Origin of the sequence: Arthrobacter sp. UCD-GKA (assembly GCF_001863355.1) — a bacterium.
GTDB lineage: Bacteria > Actinomycetota > Actinomycetes > Actinomycetales > Micrococcaceae > Paeniglutamicibacter.
In genome coordinates this window covers 104213-120993 of the sequence record NZ_MOLR01000013.1, presented here as the reverse complement: position 1 = coordinate 120993, position 16781 = coordinate 104213, and the positions used below count along the sequence as shown (strand labels likewise).

Sequence of the window (16781 nt, the reverse complement as noted above, 5' to 3'; positions counted from 1 at the left end):
CGCCGGAAGCCTCGTTGTAAACACTGCTTTCGAGCGACTCGCCGGACACCCGGAAACTTCCCTCGCGCGGAACCGGACCAGGGGCCAAAATAGCCCGGAATACCGCGGTTTTTTGCGACGTAGCGGGGGTGTGGATTCACCAACAATTAACCTTCGGGTTTCACGCCCGGGCGTGGCCGAAAATAGGGGTGCGGCGGGCACCGGCTCCGGGTCCAGTGCGAAGCCCGGTAAAGGGATCTGTGCATTCGATTTGGTGTGTGCCGCAGTGCTCGGCTAATCTTGCTAGGTACTCCTTCGGGAGTTGCGTGACGGTTCTTTAGCTCAGTTGGTTAGAGCGCTCGCTTCACACGCGAGAGGTCAGCAGTTCGAGTCTGCTAAGAACCACCAAACGAAAAGAGCCCCGGATTTCCGGGGCTCTTTTCGTTAATCGGGCCTGCTTACCGCCGAAGTTACTGCCATCGGCCCGCGTCTACTTGTCGCTGAGCATTTCCAGGACCAACGGCTTGACCTTGGTGCCGAGCAGCTCGATGCTTCGCATCATGGTCTCGTGCGGCAGCGAGCCGGCCGAATACTTGATGTCGACGCGCGAGAGTCCCAGCCCCTGCGCGAAGCGGGCGATCTTCCGGGCCACAGTCTCGGGGCTGCCGGCAAGCATCGATCCATCGGGTCCGGTGGAGGCCTCGAAGCGCATGCGGCTTGCCGGCGGCCAGCCGCGCTCGGCACCCAACCGGTCCATGGTGGTCTTGTAGTGCGGCCACAACAGGTCCATGGCTTCCTTGTCGGTGTCGGCGACAAGGCCGTGGAAGTGCGCGCCGATCTTCTGCGGCTGGTGGCCGAACTCCTCCAGCGAGCGCTTGTAGAGCCGGGTCAGCGGTTCGAAGGCCATGGGCTGTCCGCCGATGATGGCCAGGAACAGCGGCAGTCCGTGCTTAGCCGCCCGCACCACCGATTCGGGGCTTCCGCCCACACCCACCCAGGCATCCAGCGTGCCCCGCTCGATGGGCGGGTAGACCGCCTGGTTGCGCAGTGCCGAGCGGGTCTGGCCGGACCAGCTGACCGGTTCGCCCTTGCGCAGCTTTGCGAACAGGGCGAGCTTCTCCTCGAAGAGCAGCTCGTAGTCGGTGAGCTCGTAGCCGAAGAGCGGGAAGGACTCGATGAAGGAGCCGCGTCCCAAGATGGCTTCGGCCCGGCCGTTTGACAGGCCGTCGAGGGTGGCGAAACGTTCGTAAACGCGCACCGGGTCATCCGAGCTCAGCACCGTCACCGCGGTGCCGAGGCGGATCTTCTCGGTCACCGAGGCGATGGCTCCCAGCACCACCTCGGGTGCCGAGATCGAGTAGTCGTCGCGGTGGTGTTCGCCCACCCCGAAGAAGTCGAGCCCTGCGGCTTCGGCGGCCCGGGCCTCGGCGACCACGTTGCGCAACACCTGTGCCGCGTGCAGCGGCACGCCATTGGCATCGACGGTGATGTCGCCGAAGGTCTCGATCCCGATCTCAAGAGGCTGAACGTTGCCAGTGGAATTACTCATGATCTCCCGTGTTTCTTCCGACAGAATTTATATGCGTTTGCATTCAAAGTGGCTCAACGCGGGAGGTCCTGCGGTTATTCCCGCAGCTGTATCGCCGGTATCAAACGAAGCCGCATTTGCCGGGCGCGCGGCGGGTGGATCGCTGGGCAATAAAGCGGCTGTATGGTGGGTGGGAACAAGCGCAATTGACAGGAGAAAGCGTGTCTTCAGGTAAGGGACCGGACACCACCACGACGGAGTCCCCGGGCGAGGATCCCAACCCGCAGGTCTCGAGCATTCGACGTGTCCAGACGCGGGAAATGGTCCACATTACCCAGGCCTTGAAGGACGCTGCCGCGCACGCGCAAAGCGCCCCCGGAATCCCGCACGCCGCCGTGCCGAAAGACGCGGCAGTGCCAGCGAAGCCCTCCGCCGCGTCCGCAGACAGATCCGAGGGGAAGCCGGCCGCCAAGCGCCCGGGAAGCCCGCGGCCGCCGCGGCCCGCAAAGCCGGCTCGGCCCGCCCGCAGGCAGCGGCCCACCACGCTGGCCCAGGACGCCATCAACGCCAAGACCGGACAGGTGGGCGTGACCTTCACCGGTGCCCCGTCGTTGCCTCCACGGGCCAACCCGGCGGCCCGGCGCATGATTTCGCGCCTGCTGGCCTCCGACACCCCTCCCACCCAGGCGTTCAACATCGTGGAGCGGCTCAAGGGCACCCCCTATGCCAACCCGAAGGTGAATGCCGCCCAGGACGCCTCGGCGCGCAAGACCCTCGAATTCGCCCTGGACCTGGCCGAGACCATGTTCCGCTACGGGGCAGGTGCCCTGGAGGTGGAAACCAGCGTCATCGCGGTGACCGCTGCCCTGGGGCTGAGCCACACCGACGTGGACATCACCAACCAGTCCATCCACCTGAATTTCTCCCCACCCGAGGGCGAGTCGTACTCGATGCTGCGCGTGGTGCGCTCCTGGACCAGCAACTTTGCCGGCCTGGCGCAGGTGCACCGGCTGGTCTCGGACATCGTTGCCGGCGGCGTGACCAGGCAGCAGTCGGTGGACCGGCTGCGGGAGGTCTCGCGCAAGCCCAAGCCGTTCCCGCGCTGGATGATCGCCTCGGCGGCCGGAGCCTTTGCCGCTTTCTTCGTGGTCTTCATCGGCGGCTCGCTGATGGGTGCAGCCCTGGCCTTCGTCTCCTCGGTGGCCGTCGGGCAGCTCCTCAAGTATGCCGCGCGCTGGCGGGTCCCCGAGTTCTTCTCGGTCGCCACTGCCACGTTCGTGATCACGGCCATCGCCGTGCTTTTCCATGCGCTGCATGCACCCATCGACGCGGCGCTGGTGGTCGCCGGCGGCATCCTGCTGCTGTTGCCTTCCTCCCGGTTCGTCTCGGCCCTGCAGGATGCGATCAACGGGTTCCCCGTCACCGCCGCCGGGCGCTTCTTCTCCGCGGGGCTGACCTATGCCGCGATCCTGACCGGGATCATGGCCGCACTGGTCTCCGGGCAGCTGTTGGGCGCCCCGATGCTGGATGTCAGCGCCATCGACCCGATCGCCTACCCCGGATGGCTGCTGGCCGTCCTGGTGGTGGTGGCCGTCATCGCCGGCGCGATCACCGAGCAGTCCGAGCCCAAGCTCCTGCTGCCCACCGGGGCCATTGCCCTGCTGGGCTACCTGATCCTGTTGGGCATCCAGGCCCTGGGCGTGGGGGAGCGGGCGTCACCGGCCGTCGCGGCGACCTTTGTCGGCATGGCCGGGCGCTGGGTGGCCTACAAGATGCGCGCCCCGCAGCTGGTGCTCGCGGCCCCCGCGATCGTGTTCCTGCTGCCCGGCCTGATGATCTTCCGCTCCATGTACGGGATCGTCTTTGACGTCGCGGATATGTCCTCGGCCATGGTGGAGATGTTTTCCGCCTTCACCATCATGATGGCGATTGCCGGCGGGGTGGTGTTCGGCGACACGCTCGCCCGCCCGCTGATCGGCGCCGAGGCGCTCGCCGAGCGCCGCAACATCCGCCGCCGCTAGGATCGGGGCGCCGCCATCGGCAGGGCCCAGTCGATGGGCGCCCCTCCGGCTTCCACCAGCAGCGCGTTGGCCCGGGTGAAGGGCTTGGACCCGAAGAACCCGCGCCGCGCCGACAACGGCGAGGGATGTGCCGAGGCGATGATCGGGATCGGGGCCAGCGCCGGGGCCAGGGCCTGGGCATCCTTGCCCCACAGGACCGCCACCAACGGACCGCCGCGCGCGGCCAGCGCCGCCATCGCCGCATCGGTCACCGCCTCCCAACCCAGCTTCCGGTGCGACCCGGCCGCGGAGGCACCCACGGTTAGCACCCTGTTCAGCAGCACCACGCCCTGGTCTGCCCATGCGGAAAGATCCCCGTGCGACGGGATCGGCACGCCGGTGTCCTCGTGCAGCTCGATGTAGATGTTCTTCAGGCTGCGCGGCAACGGGTGCACCTGAGGCAGCGCGGCAAAGCTCAGGCCCATGGAATGCCCCGGCGTGGGATAGGGGTCCTGTCCCATGACCAGCACCCGGGCTTCGGCCAGCGGTCGCTTGAAGGCCCGCAGGATGTTCCCCGGAGCCGGCAGGATGCGCTCGCCGGAGGCTCGCCTGGCCTCCAGCACCCGGGCGATTCCAACCAGCGTGCCCTCCACCGGGGCCAGCGCCTGCGCCCAGTCCTCGGCCACGAATCCTCCGGCCACGGCGGGTGCAAGCCCGTTGGCAAAGGGGAAGGGGGCGGTGTCGACGGCCGGGGCGGGGAGCTCGAACAGGGGTGTTTCGTGCGTGTCCATGGGATCCATTGTGGGCAGATGGCGGCCCGGTTGGACAGCCGAAGTGTCGGGCAGACGCGTTAGAATAATTACAGTTGAGGCAGATTGCCCGGTCGTTCGCCGTGTACCGGGAACTGGATTGTTGAGGGAAGTGCAATGTCATCCGAGGCACTTGGGCTCGAGTTTGAGCTTGATGAATCCAGCGAGCTGGATGAGCGTTCCCAGCGGATTCTCGCGCTGGAACGCCAGTGGTGGAAGTATGCCGGAGCCAAGGAACAAGCCATCGCAGAGATGTTTTCCATCTCGCCAACCAACTACTACCAGTTGTTGAATACGCTGATCGACACGGACGCGGCGCTGGCCCATGACCCCATGCTGGTCAAGCGATTGCGTAGACTACGAACGACGAGGCATCGCGCTCGGTCGGCGAAACGGCTCGAATCCGAGGCATGAATGCAACGCACGTCGGGCGTTTCGGGGCCCGGAGGCGCTTGTGTTCCTGCACCCGCGCATGCCCACATTGCACGACACATCACCGAGGACGGGCATGACCAACTATCCGCGCGATGAATTTGATCGCGTCCCTGAGTTCAGCAACCGTAGCGGCTCGCACCGCGAAAACGGCTGGGCTGCCGCCGCATCCGTGGGCGGAGCCCGATCCGGGCTGCGCTGGCTGATGGTCTTCGGGGCGCTTGCCCTGGTGGTGGGACTCTTCTCCTTCATGGTCCTGCCCAAGCTCATGGGCACCTCGAACGACCCCGCACCGGTGGCCGCGAGCTCCTCGGACTCGACTTCGGCCCCGGCTTCCTCCGACGCCTCCGAATCGCCGTCCGCCACCGAGGATCCCAGCGAAACGCCCTCCGAAAGCGGCTCCACGGACCCCGGCGAGTCGACCGCGGCCTCCGAATCCACCGATGCCAGCGCAAGCGGGTTGCCGGAGGATGTCGACACGACCATGGTCATGGGTGTCTACAACGGGGCAAAGGTCGGCGGCCTTGCCGGCCAGGCCCGCACCGAGCTCTTGAACGCCGGGTTCAGCAATGTCTCGGCATCGAACTGGACCAAGAAGGTCACCTACTCCACGGTCTACTACCGCTCCGAGACCCAGCGGGCCACGGCTGAAGCGGCGGCCGGGGAACTGGGCATCACCTCGATCATGCAGAGCGCAAACATCCCGGGCAATATCGCCATCGTGCTGGGAAGCAACTACCGCTAGGCCGAAGCGTGGCGAACTACGCTGTCGGCAAAGACCCACAGCTTGCACTCCGGGTGGTTGAGTGCCAAGATTTGTATTAGCACTCACACGTCCCGACTGCTAATTCGATCGAAGTTTCGACCGGATCCGTGCGGTTTCGGGATGTTGTTTGAGTGAGTCCTTGACCAAGGCAGCGAGAAGCTTTTGCGATCGTCCCATGACATCGTGGATTCTTCGTCCGTCGCGGGCGTTGCCTCAGGTCGTAGATACGCATGAACGTCCCGAAAGGACATAAGCCGCTATGGCCAAAATCATTGCATTTGACGAGGAAGCACGCCGAGGCCTTGAGCGCGGCCTGAACATCCTGGCCGACGCCGTCAAGGTCACCCTTGGCCCGCGTGGTCGCAACGTCGTTCTGGAAAAGAAGTGGGGCGCCCCCACGATCACCAACGACGGTGTCTCCATTGCCAAGGAGATCGAGCTCGAAGACCCGTACGAGAAGATCGGTGCCGAGCTCGTCAAGGAAGTTGCCAAGAAGACCGATGACGTCGCAGGCGACGGCACCACCACCGCAACCGTCCTGGCCCAGGCCCTGGTCAAGGAAGGCCTGCGCAACGTTGCTGCCGGCGCCGACCCGCTGTCCCTGAAGCGCGGCATCGAGAAGGCAGTCGACGCGGTCACCGCCGAGCTGCTGGCCTCCGCCAAGGAAATCGAGACCAAGGAGCAGATCGCTGCCACCGCATCGATCTCCGCCGGCGACAACGAAATCGGCGCCCTGATCGCCGAGGCACTGGACAAGGTCGGCAAGGAAGGTGTCATCACCGTCGAGGAGTCGAACACCTTCGGCCTCGAGCTTGAGCTCACCGAGGGCATGCGCTTCGACAAGGGCTACATCTCGGCCTACTTCGTCACCGACAACGAGCGCCAGGAAACGGTCCTTGAAGATCCGTACATCCTGATTGCCAACTCGAAGATCACCAATGTCAAGGACATGGTTTCGATCCTTGAGAAGGTCATGCAGTCGAACAAGCCGCTGCTGATCATCGCCGAGGACATCGAGGGCGAAGCCCTTGCAACCCTGATCGTGAACAAGATCCGCGGCCTGTTCAAGTCCGTCGCCGTCAAGGCACCGGGCTTCGGCGACCGCCGCAAGGCCATGCTGGCCGACATTGCCATCCTCACCGGTGGCCAGGTCATCTCCGAGGAAATCGGCCTGAAGCTCGAAAACGCCACCATCGACCTGCTGGGCTCCGCCCGCAAGGTTGTTGTCACCAAGGACGAGACCACCATCGTCGAGGGTGCGGGCGACGCCGAGGAGATCGCCGGTCGCGTGAACCAGATTCGCGCCGAGATCGAGAACTCCGATTCGGACTACGACCGCGAGAAGCTGCAGGAGCGCCTGGCCAAGCTGGCCGGCGGCGTTGCAGTCATCAAGGCCGGTGCCGCAACCGAGGTTGAGCTCAAGGAGCGCAAGCACCGCATCGAAGACGCTGTGCGCAACGCCAAGGCAGCAGTCGAGGAAGGCATCGTCGCCGGTGGCGGCGTGGCCCTCATCCAGGCCGGTGCCATCGCATTCGCCAAGCTGAAGCTCGAAGGCGACGAGGCAACCGGTGCAAACATCGTGCGCGTTGCCATCGAAGCCCCGCTGAAGCAGATCGCCTTCAACGCCGGCCTTGAGCCGGGCGTCGTTGCCGACAAGGTCAAGGGACTGCCCGCAGGCCACGGCCTGAATGCAGCAACCGGCGAATACGTCGACCTGCTGGCAGCCGGCGTGAACGACCCGGTCAAGGTGACCCGTTCTGCACTGCAGAATGCCGCCTCGATCGCCGGCCTGTTCCTCACCACCGAAGCCGTTGTCGCTGACAAGCCGGTTCCGGCCGGCGCAGCAGCACCGGGTGGCGACGACATGGGTGGCATGGGCGGCATGGGCGGATTCTAATCCCCCTGGCACACACCGCGCCTAGCGCGTAGGCTTCACCAGCCAAAACTACGGGCCGCTTTCCCGGCGGTGGACCTCATCCCTTGCGGAGGAGGTTCGCCGCACGGGAGGGCGGCCCGCGGCGTTAACGCGTTGACCGCAGGGGATGTTCGATGGCGCCGGATACGACGGCTCCACGATGCGGCCGAAACGTTCCAGGTGTCCCCGGACGATGCCTGGAGCACCCGGAACTCGGCCGTCGGCCCGGAGCTGGTCTGCCACAATGGCCTCGCCCCGGGTGCGGATGTTCGTGGACGGGCACGGGGAACACCGGGCGCGGGCCACGGGGTTCGTGAAGGAACATGAAACCCTTTGGGCCCAAGCCCTGCGTGCGTAGCCCGCTTCCGGTATTTCGGCCCGAGCCTATCGAGCCAGGGGCTCCAGCTCCGCAAGCTCGGATTCCAGGTTGGCCCGGGCCTGTTCCTCCCACAATTCCCGGCCCCGGTTACTGGAGTACAACGACCCACCCTCCAACAACCCACGCAGGATCGAGGCACGTCCGCGGGCAAAGTCGGCATCCGGGACGTGGGCGTATTCGCGGCGCACCGCCGCGGTGTACCGGCGGTAGGCCGAATCACTGCGTGCCAGCACCTCCAGGTCCGCGTCGCAGAGCAGCGCCCCGGCATGGTCCCCGGGCGCGGGCTTGTGGGTCGTGGTCAGCAGGACGAGTCGAACCACCTCGTCCACCACCTCTGCGGCAACGCCAACGCCCGGCAGCAGTTCCGCGGCCAGCGCGGCGGAATCCTGCTCGTCGGTTGCGGCGCCCCGGTACACGGCGTCGTGGAACCAGGCGGCCAGGTATACGGGCAGGTGAGCGGCCTCCTGCCGGTGCGGACCGGCCAGGGTGTCCAGGGATACGAGCACCGCCACCAGGTGCGCACGGTCGTGGTAGACCCGCTGTTGCTCGGACCAGCGAGCCAGCAGTTCCCGTCCCAGTCCCGGCGCGCCCAGACCCAGCGACTCCCAGCGGGCCAGCAGCACCGCGTCGAGGCGTTCGGGACGCTCCCTGGCGCGCACCCGCAGCCCGGAGGCTATCAGCCGGCGCACCAGCTCGGTGGCCGGGAGCGGGAGCGCGCCGGCCGCGACCAGGTCGGCGTAGCGACTTTGCGGCACGTCGTAGTGGTCGCGGTCGAAGGCGCGCTCCGGCAGGTCGTGGGCCCGGGCAAAGCCATGGAGCTCGCCGAGGGACGCATCGGAGACCAGGTGGGAAAAGAACGTTCCGTGGGCCGGCCACGACGGGGGATCAATGAGGATGGACACGTCCCCAGAGTAATACGCGCCCGGGCCACGCACCGGCTCCGACCCCGAGGGCTTCAGTAGGTGAACAGGGAGGCGTTGGCGGCCTCGGCCTCGTCGTATTGCACCGAGGCGCGGTTCAGCGCGGTGCCGATGGAGGACAGCGATTCCTCCACGCGTGCCTGGGTGTTGCGCCAGTCGGCGACCACGGACTGGAAATTTGCCGAGGCCGCACCCTGCCAGGTGCCCTGCAGGTCCTGCAGCGAGGAGGTCAACGAATTCACCTCCGCCCGAACGCGCTCGATGGTGGCATGCAGGTTCGTGGACCGGGCCTGCATCTCGTTGGTGTTGGCGGCAAACGTGCTCATGTTGCTTTTCACTCCCGTGCATTGGGTTCTGTGGCGCCGAGCCGTGCAAACGGGGTTCGCCCCCGCCCGGTTCCCGGCGGGAAGCGCGCCGGTGTGTTCGCTGCGTGCTTCCGTATTCAGGCTAGAAGCGGCACACCCCGCTGCGGGCAAGGCCGCAACGGGGTGTGGATAACGCGTGGGGAGCGTGGACCTAGTCCTCCTCGTCGTCCTCGGGGTCTTCCTCGGGAGCGACGTAGGGCAGGTGGATCGACATGGTCGCCCCGCCGCCGGGGGTGTCGCTGAGCCTGATGGACCCGTCGTGCTGTGCTGCGATCGCCGCGACGATGGCCAGGCCCAGCCCGGTGCCGCCGGTCTCGCGCTGCCGGGAGGAGTCGGCGCGGTAGAAGCGCTCGAACACCCGTCCGGCGTCCTCTTCCGAGATGCCCGGCCCGTGGTCGCGGATCTCCAGCACCGCATCGGACCGTCCGTCGATGACGGGCTTGACGCCGACGGCGATCTCGATGTCCGTGCCCTCCGGGGTGTAGCGCAGGGCGTTGGTCATCAAATTGGCCACGATCTGGCGCAGCCGGGCTTCGTCCCCGGAAGTGGGCGCCGGTTGCGGTGCCCCGCCGTCCAGGCCGATCAGCCGCACCTTGCGGTCCACGGCGTTGACCCGGGTGTCCTCGGCGGCGTCACCGGCCAGCAGCAGCAGGTCGATGGGCTTGCGCTCCAGCGGGCGCTGCTCGTCGAGCCGCGCCAGGGTCAGCAGGTCCTCGACCAGCTGGGCCATGCGCTTGGATTCGGCCTCGATGCGCCCCATGGCGGTGCGCAGCATTTCCGGGTCGTTCAGCCCGCCCTGCCGGTAGAACTCCGAGTAGCCCTGGATGGTCACCAGCGGTGTGCGCAGTTCGTGCGAGGCGTCCTGGATGAAGCGGCGCATCTTGCGTTCCGAGGCGGCCCGCCCGCGGAAGGCGTGCTCGATGTGCGCCAGCATCGCGTTCAGCGAGCGCGAGAGCCGCCCGACCTCGGTCTCCGGCGGATAGTCCTCCACGCGCCGGGAGAGGTCTCCGGCGGCAATGGCAGCAGCGGTGCGTTCGACACGCAGCAGCGGCAGCAGGGCCCGGGTGGTGATGCCGTAGGCGATCATCGACATCAGCAGCGTGGCGAGCATGCCGGTGGACATCACCAGCATCGTGGCCTTGGTTACGGTGTCCTGCACCGAGGTCATCGGCAGCGCATAGATCAGGTCGTAGTCGGTGCGCGGCAGATCCACGATGCGCACCCGCCAGCCGGCCGATCCGAGGTTGGTTCCGCGCACCGTCAGCGATGCGGCGGGATCCTCGCGCAGCCGGTCAAGGGCCTGGGTGTCGAGGTCAGGGGCGTCCAGCGGCTTGTTGTCCGCGGCCGCCTTGCGCGGCATGGTGTAGAGGATGGCCCCGGACTCGTTGCGCAAGTCCCCGTAGAACCGGGCAAGCCCGTTGGACTTGGGGTTGATTGAGGCGATGCCCGCATAGTCGTTGAGCATCGTGGCGGTGATCGTGGCGGTGTTGGACTTCAGGTCCGTGTCCAGCTGCGCGGTCAGCATCAGCCGCAGCGACTGGGCCGAACCGACGGCCGTGACCACGATTCCCAGGATCATCAACGAACTCATGAGCGCTACGAGCTTGGTGCGCAGCGACACCTGTCGCCAGAACCTGCGGGCGCTTTCCACGTGGGGGAACCGGTCTTTCGTCTTAGCGGCGGTCGGCGGTTCGCATCAGGTAGCCGACACCGCGCTTGGTCTGGATGAGCGAGGGCCACTCGGGGCGCGAATCGATCTTGCGGCGCAGGTAGGAAATGTAGGACTCCACGATCGAGGCGTCCCCGTTGAAGTCGTATTCCCAGACGTGGTCGAGGATCTGCGCCTTGGAGAGCACCCGGTTGGGGTTCATCATCAGGTAGCGCAGCAGCTTGAACTCGGTGGGGGAGAGCTCGATGACCTCGCCGGAGCGGCGAACCTCGTGCGCGTCGTCGTCGAGCTCGAGGTCGTCGACGCGGATGACCGCGCTGTCCTCCTCCGCCGGCTGGGTGCGGCGCAGCACGGCGCGTATGCGGGCCACGACCTCGTCGAGGCTGAACGGCTTGGTGACGTAGTCGTCCCCGCCCACGGTCAGCCCGGTGACCTTGTCCTCGGTGTCGTCGCGTGCGGTGAGGAACAGCACGGGGAAGTGCTTGCCTGCGGCGCGCAGGCGGCGGGTGATGGTGAAGCCGTCCATGTCCGGGAGCATCACATCGAGCACCGCAAGGTCCGGGGTCTCTGCCTCCACGGCAGCCAGGGCCTCGCGGCCGTTTGCTGCCGCCACCACCTCGAAGCCTGCAAAGCGCAGGGAGGTGGAAAGCAATTCGCGGATGTTTGGTTCGTCGTCGACGACCAGGAGCTTTGCTTCGGGGGTTTTGGCATTCATGGGTACCAGTCTGCAACCGCTATCTGTAAGAACCCTGTGTGTTCGTTGTGCATGCAAGGGCGCTTGGCAGCACGAACGCCGCCAAGGTGCCCGGAACTTGCCGGAGACGGGCCCCGGGAAGCAACCTCGGGGAGGCTAACGGGAGCGGCGGCGCTCGCGGAAGTTCAGGACCAGGACCACCATGAGCAGGATGAAGGCCAACGGCAAGCCGTAGAGCGCAACGGCGAGCAATGCGGGCGCCGGGGCCGCCTGCACCATGTACTGGATCAGGATGACGGCCAGGGCGGCCAGCGAGACGATGGCGATGCCTCCGGCCAGGAAGGTCAGGATGCGCTGGGAAGCCGGGGTCGGGGCGGTGGTGTTCACCCCTTAAAACTACCGCGCACCGGGCAAAGAGCCACATCGGGAACCGGCCCCGGGCCATGGAAGGGGGCAAGCCGCTGATGTCGTACCCTAGAAGATATAGACTTCCCCGGACGCAAGAGCCCGCCCACAAGCCCCATCGGGGCCGGGTTGCGTGGTTTCGCGCCGGGAGATCGCCAGAAATGGGAACGCGGAACGGTTTTCGACCCCCGTGGTTGGCCCATTGTGACCCAAGGACGAGGTAGCTAGACGTGCCAACCGGCAAAGTGAAATGGTACGAACCCTCCAAGGGGTTCGGGTTCCTGGTAACCGACGAGGGCCAGGAAGTGTATTTGAACGCCTCGGCGCTGCCCGCGGGCGTGACCGAGCTGCGCGCAGGCACACGCATGGAATTCGGCATTGCCGAGGGACGCAAGGGCGCGCAGGCGCTTAGCGTGCGCATCCTTGACGATGCACCCTCGGTGGCCCGTGCCAAGCGCAAGCCGGCCGTTGACACCGCAGTGCTGATCGAGGACCTCATCAAGGTGCTCGACTCGGTCTCCAACGGGTTGCGCCACGGCCGCTACCCGGAAAAAGCCCATGGCGCCAAGATCGCAGCCGTGCTGCGCGCCGTAGCCGACGACTTGGACGCCTGATCACATGGCACGCAAACCGATAATGGACACAACCCTGGCGAAGGCCGTTGACCAGGCACGCGCAGCGCTGCTGGAGATCACCGACGAATCGATGATCGGCGAACACCTCGAGGCGGTCAACGACGGCGAACGCCTGGTGACCCACCGCTTCGAGGCGCTGCGCATCGGCTACGAGGGCTGGTGCTGGTTCGCGACGCTGACCCGCATCCCGCGCGCCCAGGCCAAGGACATCACGGTGTGCGAGGTCGGGATCCTTCCCGGCGAGGACGCACTGTTGGCCCCGGCTTGGGTGCCCTGGGCCGAACGTGTCCGCCCGGAGGAAATGGACGCCGAGCGTCGCGCCGCCGAAGAGGCCGCTGCCGCGGAAGCCGGCGTCGAGGCCCCGGGCCAGGAATCCGGCGAGGCCGATGCCGATGCTCCCACGGACGGCGAGGTGGCGGCGCCCGAGGGCACCGAAGCGCAGGATTCCGAAGACCCGGACGCCAAGTAGTCGAATAGGCACCCGGGGGACTAGTCTCCTGGAGTGTCGAAGGGGGCTGGCGGTGACCGAATGGTCACTGCCAGCCCCCTTTCCCGTGCCCGGTTTGCCCTCCGGCAATGCGGTCAACGGCGAAAAGGCGGCGCCCCGGCACGTGGTGTTGGCCCGTGCCGGGGCGCCGCCCGTATGCCTTGCGAAGTCGCTAGCTGTTCTTCAGCACGTACTCGATGCACTTGAGCAGCGAAGAGACGTCCTCTGGCTCGATGGCAACGAACGTCGCCACGCGCAGCTGGTTGCGACCCAGCTTGCGGTACGGCTCCACGTCGACCACGCCGTTGGCGCGCAGCGTCTTGGCCACCGCGGCGGCATCGATCGAATCGTCGAAGTCGATGGTGGCGATGACGTTGGAGCGGTCCCCGGGTGCGGCGACGTACGGGGTGGCAACCTCGGAGGCCTCGGCCCAGTCGTAGATGCGGGAAGCCGAGTCGGCCGTGCGCGCTGCGGCGAACTTCAGGCCGCCATTGGCATTGAGCCACTGCACCTGGGCGTTGAGCGAAACCAGGGTGGACAGGGCCGGGGTGTTGTAGGTCTGGTTCAGGCGCGAGTTGTCGATCGCCGTCTTCAGGTTCAGGAAGTCGGGGATCCAGCGTCCCGAGGCGGCAATTTCCTCGGCGCGGGCAATTGCCGCCGGGGAGAAGAGTGCAATCCACAGGCCGCCGTCGGAGGCGAAGTTCTTCTGCGGGGCAAAGTAGTAGACATCGGCCTGCGAGACGTCCACGTCCAGTCCGCCGGCGGCGGAGGTCGCGTCGATGACGACCAGGGCGCCCTCGTCGGCACCCTCAACCCGGTGCACCGGGGCGGCAACGCCCGTGGAGGTCTCGTTTTGTGGCCAAGCGTATACGTCCACGCCCACCTCGGCTACGGGAACCGGACGGGAACCGGGCTCGGAGGTGATGATCGAAGAGGGCTCCAGGAACGGGGCCTTGTTGGTCGCGGCGGCGAACTTCGAGCCGAACTCGCCGAAGGACAGGTGCTGGGCCTTGGTGCGGACCAGGCCGAAGGCCGCGATGTCCCAGAACGCGGTGGATCCGCCTACGCCGAGGACCACTTCGTAGTCGGCCGGGGCGTTGAAGAAGGACTTGAGGCCCTCCTGGATCTCGCGGACCAGGTTCTTCACGGGAGCCTGGCGGTGCGAGGTGCCCAGAAGCTGCGTACCTGCGTCGAGCAGTGCCTGGACCTGCTCGGGGCGGACCTTGGAAGGTCCGGCACCGAATCGGCCGTCCACGGGCAAGAGGTCTTGGGGAATAGTCAGGCCGGTGCTCATGTTGCTCCTCATAAGGGGGGTTTTACGCTTTGACACCCTCGCATCCGCTGTCTGATGCGATTCGGGGATGCCCAGTTGTTCAATAATCCCGCACTCGGACGCCCAATGCGTAATAGCGAGTCGGAAATGTGAACGCAGGTAGAGTGGGAAGCGTAGTGATCTCTTGTAAAAATCAACCCATGCGGGAGCTGCAAACGTGTCAGACCTGATCGATACCACCGAAATGTACCTGCGCACCATCCTGGAACTCCAGGAGGAGGGCATCATTGCCCTGCGCGCACGTATTGCCGAGCGCCTGGGGCACTCCGGGCCCACGGTTTCGCAAACGGTGGCCCGCATGGAGCGCGACGGGCTGGTCGTGGTCACCACCGACCGGCACCTCGAACTGACAGAGCTTGGCGCGGAAGTCGCCACAGGTGTGATGCGCAAGCACCGCCTGGCCGAGCGCCTGCTGGCCGACGTGATCGGCCTGGAGTGGGAGTATGTCCATGAGGAAGCCTGCCGCTGGGAGCACGTGATGAGCGAGCGCGTGGAGCAGCGGCTGTACAAGTTGCTGGGCCAGCCGGCGGCTTCCCCGTACGGAAACCCGATCCCGGGGCTCGAGGCGCTGGGCGGGCCCGGATTGACCGAGATCTCCGTGAGTGTCCAAAATCTCGATTCGGCACTGCTGGACGGAAACGTGGGCCCGGTCCGCATCGAACGCCTGGCCGAAACCATCCAGGTGGAACCCGAGCTGCTGGTGCAGCTCGATGAGGGCGGCATCCGCCCGGGGGCCCTAGTCACGCTCGAAAGGGCCGGGGAGTACGTGGTGGTGCGGGTCGAGGGCATCGAGGGCGCACTGGAGCTTCCGACCGAGGTCAGCGCCCATGTGTTTGTCCGCCGCATGGATTGATAACGGAATTGTAACTTTGGCATAAACCCCGGTAGGGTTTCTCGTTGGGTTGCACTTAGGCAATCCAGTCCTGATCCGGTTCGCATAACCCTACCGGCGGATCCAGGAGCAAGAATGCCCGGTAGGGGCGGAGGACCCATTTCAACCGTTCCTGGCCATTGGCCACGGATCTTGGGGTGAAGTTGAGTCCGCCTAGGTGGGCTCGGCCGAGTTGATCTCATGACTCGAATCCGACAGCTAACTTCGCAGGCGATATATGAGAGGTTGACATTTGACTCAGCAGCACACCTCCGGCCGCCGTCGTGCGTCCGGACCCGTTGATGCTTTGCCTGCTGAAGGCTCCTTGGAGCAGATCGTAGACACCGCCCTGAGCGGTGAAAACACTTCCCGACGTCCCGGCCGCCGCGCACTGAGCGTGGTCCCGGAAGCCGTCGAGGCAACTGGTTCCCTGCAGTACATCGGCCGACGCTTCGATGCGGGCCTGCGGTACGGCGCATCCCCGGACGCAGCAGCCATTGCCGCCACCGAGATCCCCGTGGCCCTGGCCGCCCCTGCGGCACCGGTGGCCGCCCCGGCCGAAGCCGACGAGCTGGACAACGTCATCAAGTTCGCTCCCCGGCCGCAGCGCTCCCGCATGGGGTTCACGCACAAGATTGCCGCGGTTGCCGCCGTTTCGGGCCTGGCCTTCGCCGCAGCATCCCCCGGGCAGGAGCCCGAGGGCGCCGTCGCCGACGCCCAGCGCGTTGCCCAATCGGTCGTGGTTGATGTCCAGGCCCCGACCGGTGACGAGGTCAAGATCGAACGGGCCTCGCTGACCAGCGAATTCACCAAGGAAGACAAGCTGGCCACGGTCATGACGGCCGCCGGCGGCGATGTCACCAAGATCGCCACGAGCGGTGTACTGGCCCAGCCGGTCGACAGCATTCGATTGACTTCGCGCTTCGGCCACCGCAAGAATCCGACCGGCCCCGGCTACATGAACCACAACGGGCTGGACTACGCGGTTCCGATGGGTACGCCGATCAAGGCCGCAGCCGCCGGCACCGTCGTGCAGGCAGCCTGGGCGGGCCACTCCGGCTTCCGCGTGGAGATCGACCACGGGAACGGCTTGCACACCAGCTACAACCACAACTCGTCCTTGAAGGTCGCCGTGGGGCAAAAGGTCAAGCGTGGAGAAGTTGTCTCGCTCAGTGGCAGCACGGGTAACTCAACCGGCCCCCACCTGCACCTCGAGGTCATCGTCAACGGCAAGTGGGTAAACCCCGAGGGCTGGTTATAACGGCAATTGTCACCGTTCCGTGACCGGAACGTGACTTTTGGATTCGCTTCATATATTCTAAGTAAGTGCTCAGGGACCAACCCTGATCACCGCCGCGGGAAGTGCCGAGCACTGCCAGCCCACGGTGTCCGTTCAAAAACTCGTTTGGCAGTGGCGGGGGACCCACTTTCGGTTTCCACACCAGGAAGCCTTGGGGTTAAGTAGTTCGGCCTGGCGGCCGGATTGCCGAGTGACTCCCACTCGAACCCGACAGCTCACCTCGCAGGCATCAGGAGAGGCATTACTACGTGACTACACGTCAAGCATTGGGCCGCCACCGCGCGACCCCGGTTC

16 protein-coding genes, 1 tRNA gene and 2 riboswitches are annotated in these 16781 nt (G+C 66.0%); of the genes, 9 read left to right on the top strand and 8 right to left on the bottom strand.

From position 1 onward, the window contains the following. The first annotated feature begins 310 nt into the window (after positions 1-310). Positions 311-387: transfer RNA gene (locus BLJ79_RS19150), tRNA-Val, on the top strand. An 82-nt stretch (positions 388-469) separates the two neighbouring features. Here the strand turns inward: BLJ79_RS19150 and BLJ79_RS19145 are convergent. Continuing rightward, entirely contained in the window at positions 470-1528 is a 1059-nt protein-coding gene (locus tag BLJ79_RS19145; RefSeq protein ID WP_071216373.1) for an LLM class flavin-dependent oxidoreductase, read from the bottom strand. Positions 1529-1728: 200 nt separating this feature from the next. Between BLJ79_RS19145 and BLJ79_RS19140 the strand changes: the two genes are divergently transcribed. Further along, a complete protein-coding gene (locus tag BLJ79_RS19140) occupies positions 1729-3528 on the top strand; it encodes a threonine/serine exporter family protein (RefSeq protein WP_071216372.1) in 1800 nt (599 codons plus the stop codon). Here the strand turns inward: BLJ79_RS19140 and BLJ79_RS19135 are convergent. Then, positions 3525-4298: a uracil-DNA glycosylase gene (locus BLJ79_RS19135; RefSeq protein ID WP_083411476.1), complete on the bottom strand. Its 774-nt coding sequence runs from the start codon at positions 4296-4298 to the stop codon at positions 3525-3527. The genes BLJ79_RS19140 and BLJ79_RS19135 overlap by 4 nt on opposite strands. Before the next feature lie 135 nt (positions 4299-4433). On the opposite strand from BLJ79_RS19135, the gene BLJ79_RS19130 reads away from it, so the two are divergent. The 3 genes from BLJ79_RS19130 to groL all read left to right on the top strand — a co-directional run bounded on the left by BLJ79_RS19130 (position 4434) and on the right by groL (position 7411). After that, on the top strand, positions 4434-4730 hold the full coding sequence (locus BLJ79_RS19130) for a DUF3263 domain-containing protein (protein ID WP_071216371.1): 297 nt from the start codon (positions 4434-4436) through the stop codon (positions 4728-4730). A 94-nt stretch (positions 4731-4824) separates the two neighbouring features. Next, positions 4825-5493 (top strand): LytR C-terminal domain-containing protein, encoded by a 669-nt coding sequence (locus BLJ79_RS19125; protein WP_071216370.1) that lies wholly within the window; start codon positions 4825-4827, stop codon positions 5491-5493. 280 nt (positions 5494-5773) lie between these two features. Further along, positions 5774-7411, top strand: a complete 1638-nt coding sequence (groL, locus tag BLJ79_RS19120; protein ID WP_071216369.1) for a chaperonin GroEL — start codon at positions 5774-5776, stop codon at positions 7409-7411. Between the two features lie 402 nt (positions 7412-7813). Here groL and BLJ79_RS19115 read toward each other — a convergent pair whose 3' ends face one another. The 5 genes from BLJ79_RS19115 to BLJ79_RS19095 all read right to left on the bottom strand — a co-directional run bounded on the left by BLJ79_RS19115 (position 7814) and on the right by BLJ79_RS19095 (position 11843). Continuing rightward, positions 7814-8710, bottom strand: coding sequence for a DUF4031 domain-containing protein (locus tag BLJ79_RS19115; protein WP_071216368.1), 897 nt, complete (start codon positions 8708-8710; stop codon positions 7814-7816). Between the two features lie 53 nt (positions 8711-8763). Beyond that, positions 8764-9054 carry a WXG100 family type VII secretion target gene (locus tag BLJ79_RS19110; protein ID WP_071216367.1) on the bottom strand — a complete coding sequence of 97 codons (291 nt, stop codon included), beginning with the start codon at positions 9052-9054 and terminating at the stop codon, positions 8764-8766. Positions 9055-9244: 190 nt separating this feature from the next. Then, on the bottom strand, positions 9245-10744 hold the full coding sequence (locus BLJ79_RS19105) for a sensor histidine kinase (protein WP_071216366.1): 1500 nt from the start codon (positions 10742-10744) through the stop codon (positions 9245-9247). A 22-nt stretch (positions 10745-10766) separates the two neighbouring features. Beyond that, positions 10767-11477: a response regulator transcription factor gene (locus tag BLJ79_RS19100; RefSeq protein WP_071216365.1), complete on the bottom strand. Its 711-nt coding sequence runs from the start codon at positions 11475-11477 to the stop codon at positions 10767-10769. Positions 11478-11612: 135 nt separating this feature from the next. After that, complete coding sequence (locus BLJ79_RS19095) at positions 11613-11843, bottom strand: hypothetical protein (protein WP_071216364.1); 231 nt, start codon at positions 11841-11843, stop codon at positions 11613-11615. Between the two features lie 248 nt (positions 11844-12091). Here BLJ79_RS19095 and BLJ79_RS19090 point away from each other — a divergent pair, with 248 nt between their 5' ends. Next, the gene (locus BLJ79_RS19090; protein ID WP_071216363.1) at positions 12092-12475 is read left to right on the top strand and encodes a cold-shock protein; all 384 of its coding nucleotides are present in this window, start codon (positions 12092-12094) and stop codon (positions 12473-12475) included. Between the two features lie 22 nt (positions 12476-12497). Further along, entirely contained in the window at positions 12498-12965 is a 468-nt protein-coding gene (locus tag BLJ79_RS19085) for a DUF3027 domain-containing protein (RefSeq protein WP_286135568.1), read from the top strand. A gap of 190 nt (positions 12966-13155) precedes the next feature. On the opposite strand, the gene serC is transcribed toward BLJ79_RS19085, so the two are convergent. After that, positions 13156-14277, bottom strand: a complete 1122-nt coding sequence (gene serC / locus BLJ79_RS19080) for a phosphoserine transaminase (RefSeq protein ID WP_071216361.1) — start codon at positions 14275-14277, stop codon at positions 13156-13158. Between the two features lie 196 nt (positions 14278-14473). Between serC and BLJ79_RS19075 the strand changes: the two genes are divergently transcribed. Together BLJ79_RS19075 and BLJ79_RS19070 are read left to right on the top strand one after the other, a co-directional pair. Then, entirely contained in the window at positions 14474-15169 is a 696-nt protein-coding gene (locus tag BLJ79_RS19075; RefSeq protein WP_071216360.1) for an iron-dependent transcriptional repressor DtxR, read from the top strand. 84 nt (positions 15170-15253) lie between these two features. Further along, positions 15254-15437: riboswitch (cyclic di-AMP (ydaO/yuaA leader) on the top strand. Between the two features lie 75 nt (positions 15438-15512). After that, positions 15513-16448, top strand: coding sequence for a M23 family metallopeptidase (locus tag BLJ79_RS19070; protein ID WP_071216359.1), 936 nt, complete (start codon positions 15513-15515; stop codon positions 16446-16448). Between the two features lie 127 nt (positions 16449-16575). Then, positions 16576-16730: riboswitch (cyclic di-AMP (ydaO/yuaA leader) on the top strand. Positions 16731-16781: the final 51 nt, after the last annotated feature.

Bases quoted from the DNA above. Each gene is read 5' to 3' on its own strand.
- BLJ79_RS19085 (WP_286135568.1), top strand. From the start codon at position 12,498: ATGGACACAACCCTGGCGAAGGCCGTTGACCAGGCACGCGCAGCGCTG.
- BLJ79_RS19110 (WP_071216367.1), bottom strand. From the start codon at position 9,054: ATGAGCACGTTTGCCGCCAACACCAACGAGATGCAGGCCCGGTCCACG.
- BLJ79_RS19135 (WP_083411476.1), bottom strand. From the start codon at position 4,298: ATGGACACGCACGAAACACCCCTGTTCGAGCTCCCCGCCCCGGCCGTC.
- groL (WP_071216369.1), top strand. From the start codon at position 5,774: ATGGCCAAAATCATTGCATTTGACGAGGAAGCACGCCGAGGCCTTGAG.
- serC (WP_071216361.1), bottom strand. From the start codon at position 14,277: ATGAGCACCGGCCTGACTATTCCCCAAGACCTCTTGCCCGTGGACGGC.
- BLJ79_RS19130 (WP_071216371.1), top strand. From the start codon at position 4,434: ATGTCATCCGAGGCACTTGGGCTCGAGTTTGAGCTTGATGAATCCAGC.
- BLJ79_RS19100 (WP_071216365.1), bottom strand. From the start codon at position 11,477: ATGAATGCCAAAACCCCCGAAGCAAAGCTCCTGGTCGTCGACGACGAA.
- BLJ79_RS19125 (WP_071216370.1), top strand. From the start codon at position 4,825: ATGACCAACTATCCGCGCGATGAATTTGATCGCGTCCCTGAGTTCAGC.
- BLJ79_RS19145 (WP_071216373.1), bottom strand. From the start codon at position 1,528: ATGAGTAATTCCACTGGCAACGTTCAGCCTCTTGAGATCGGGATCGAG.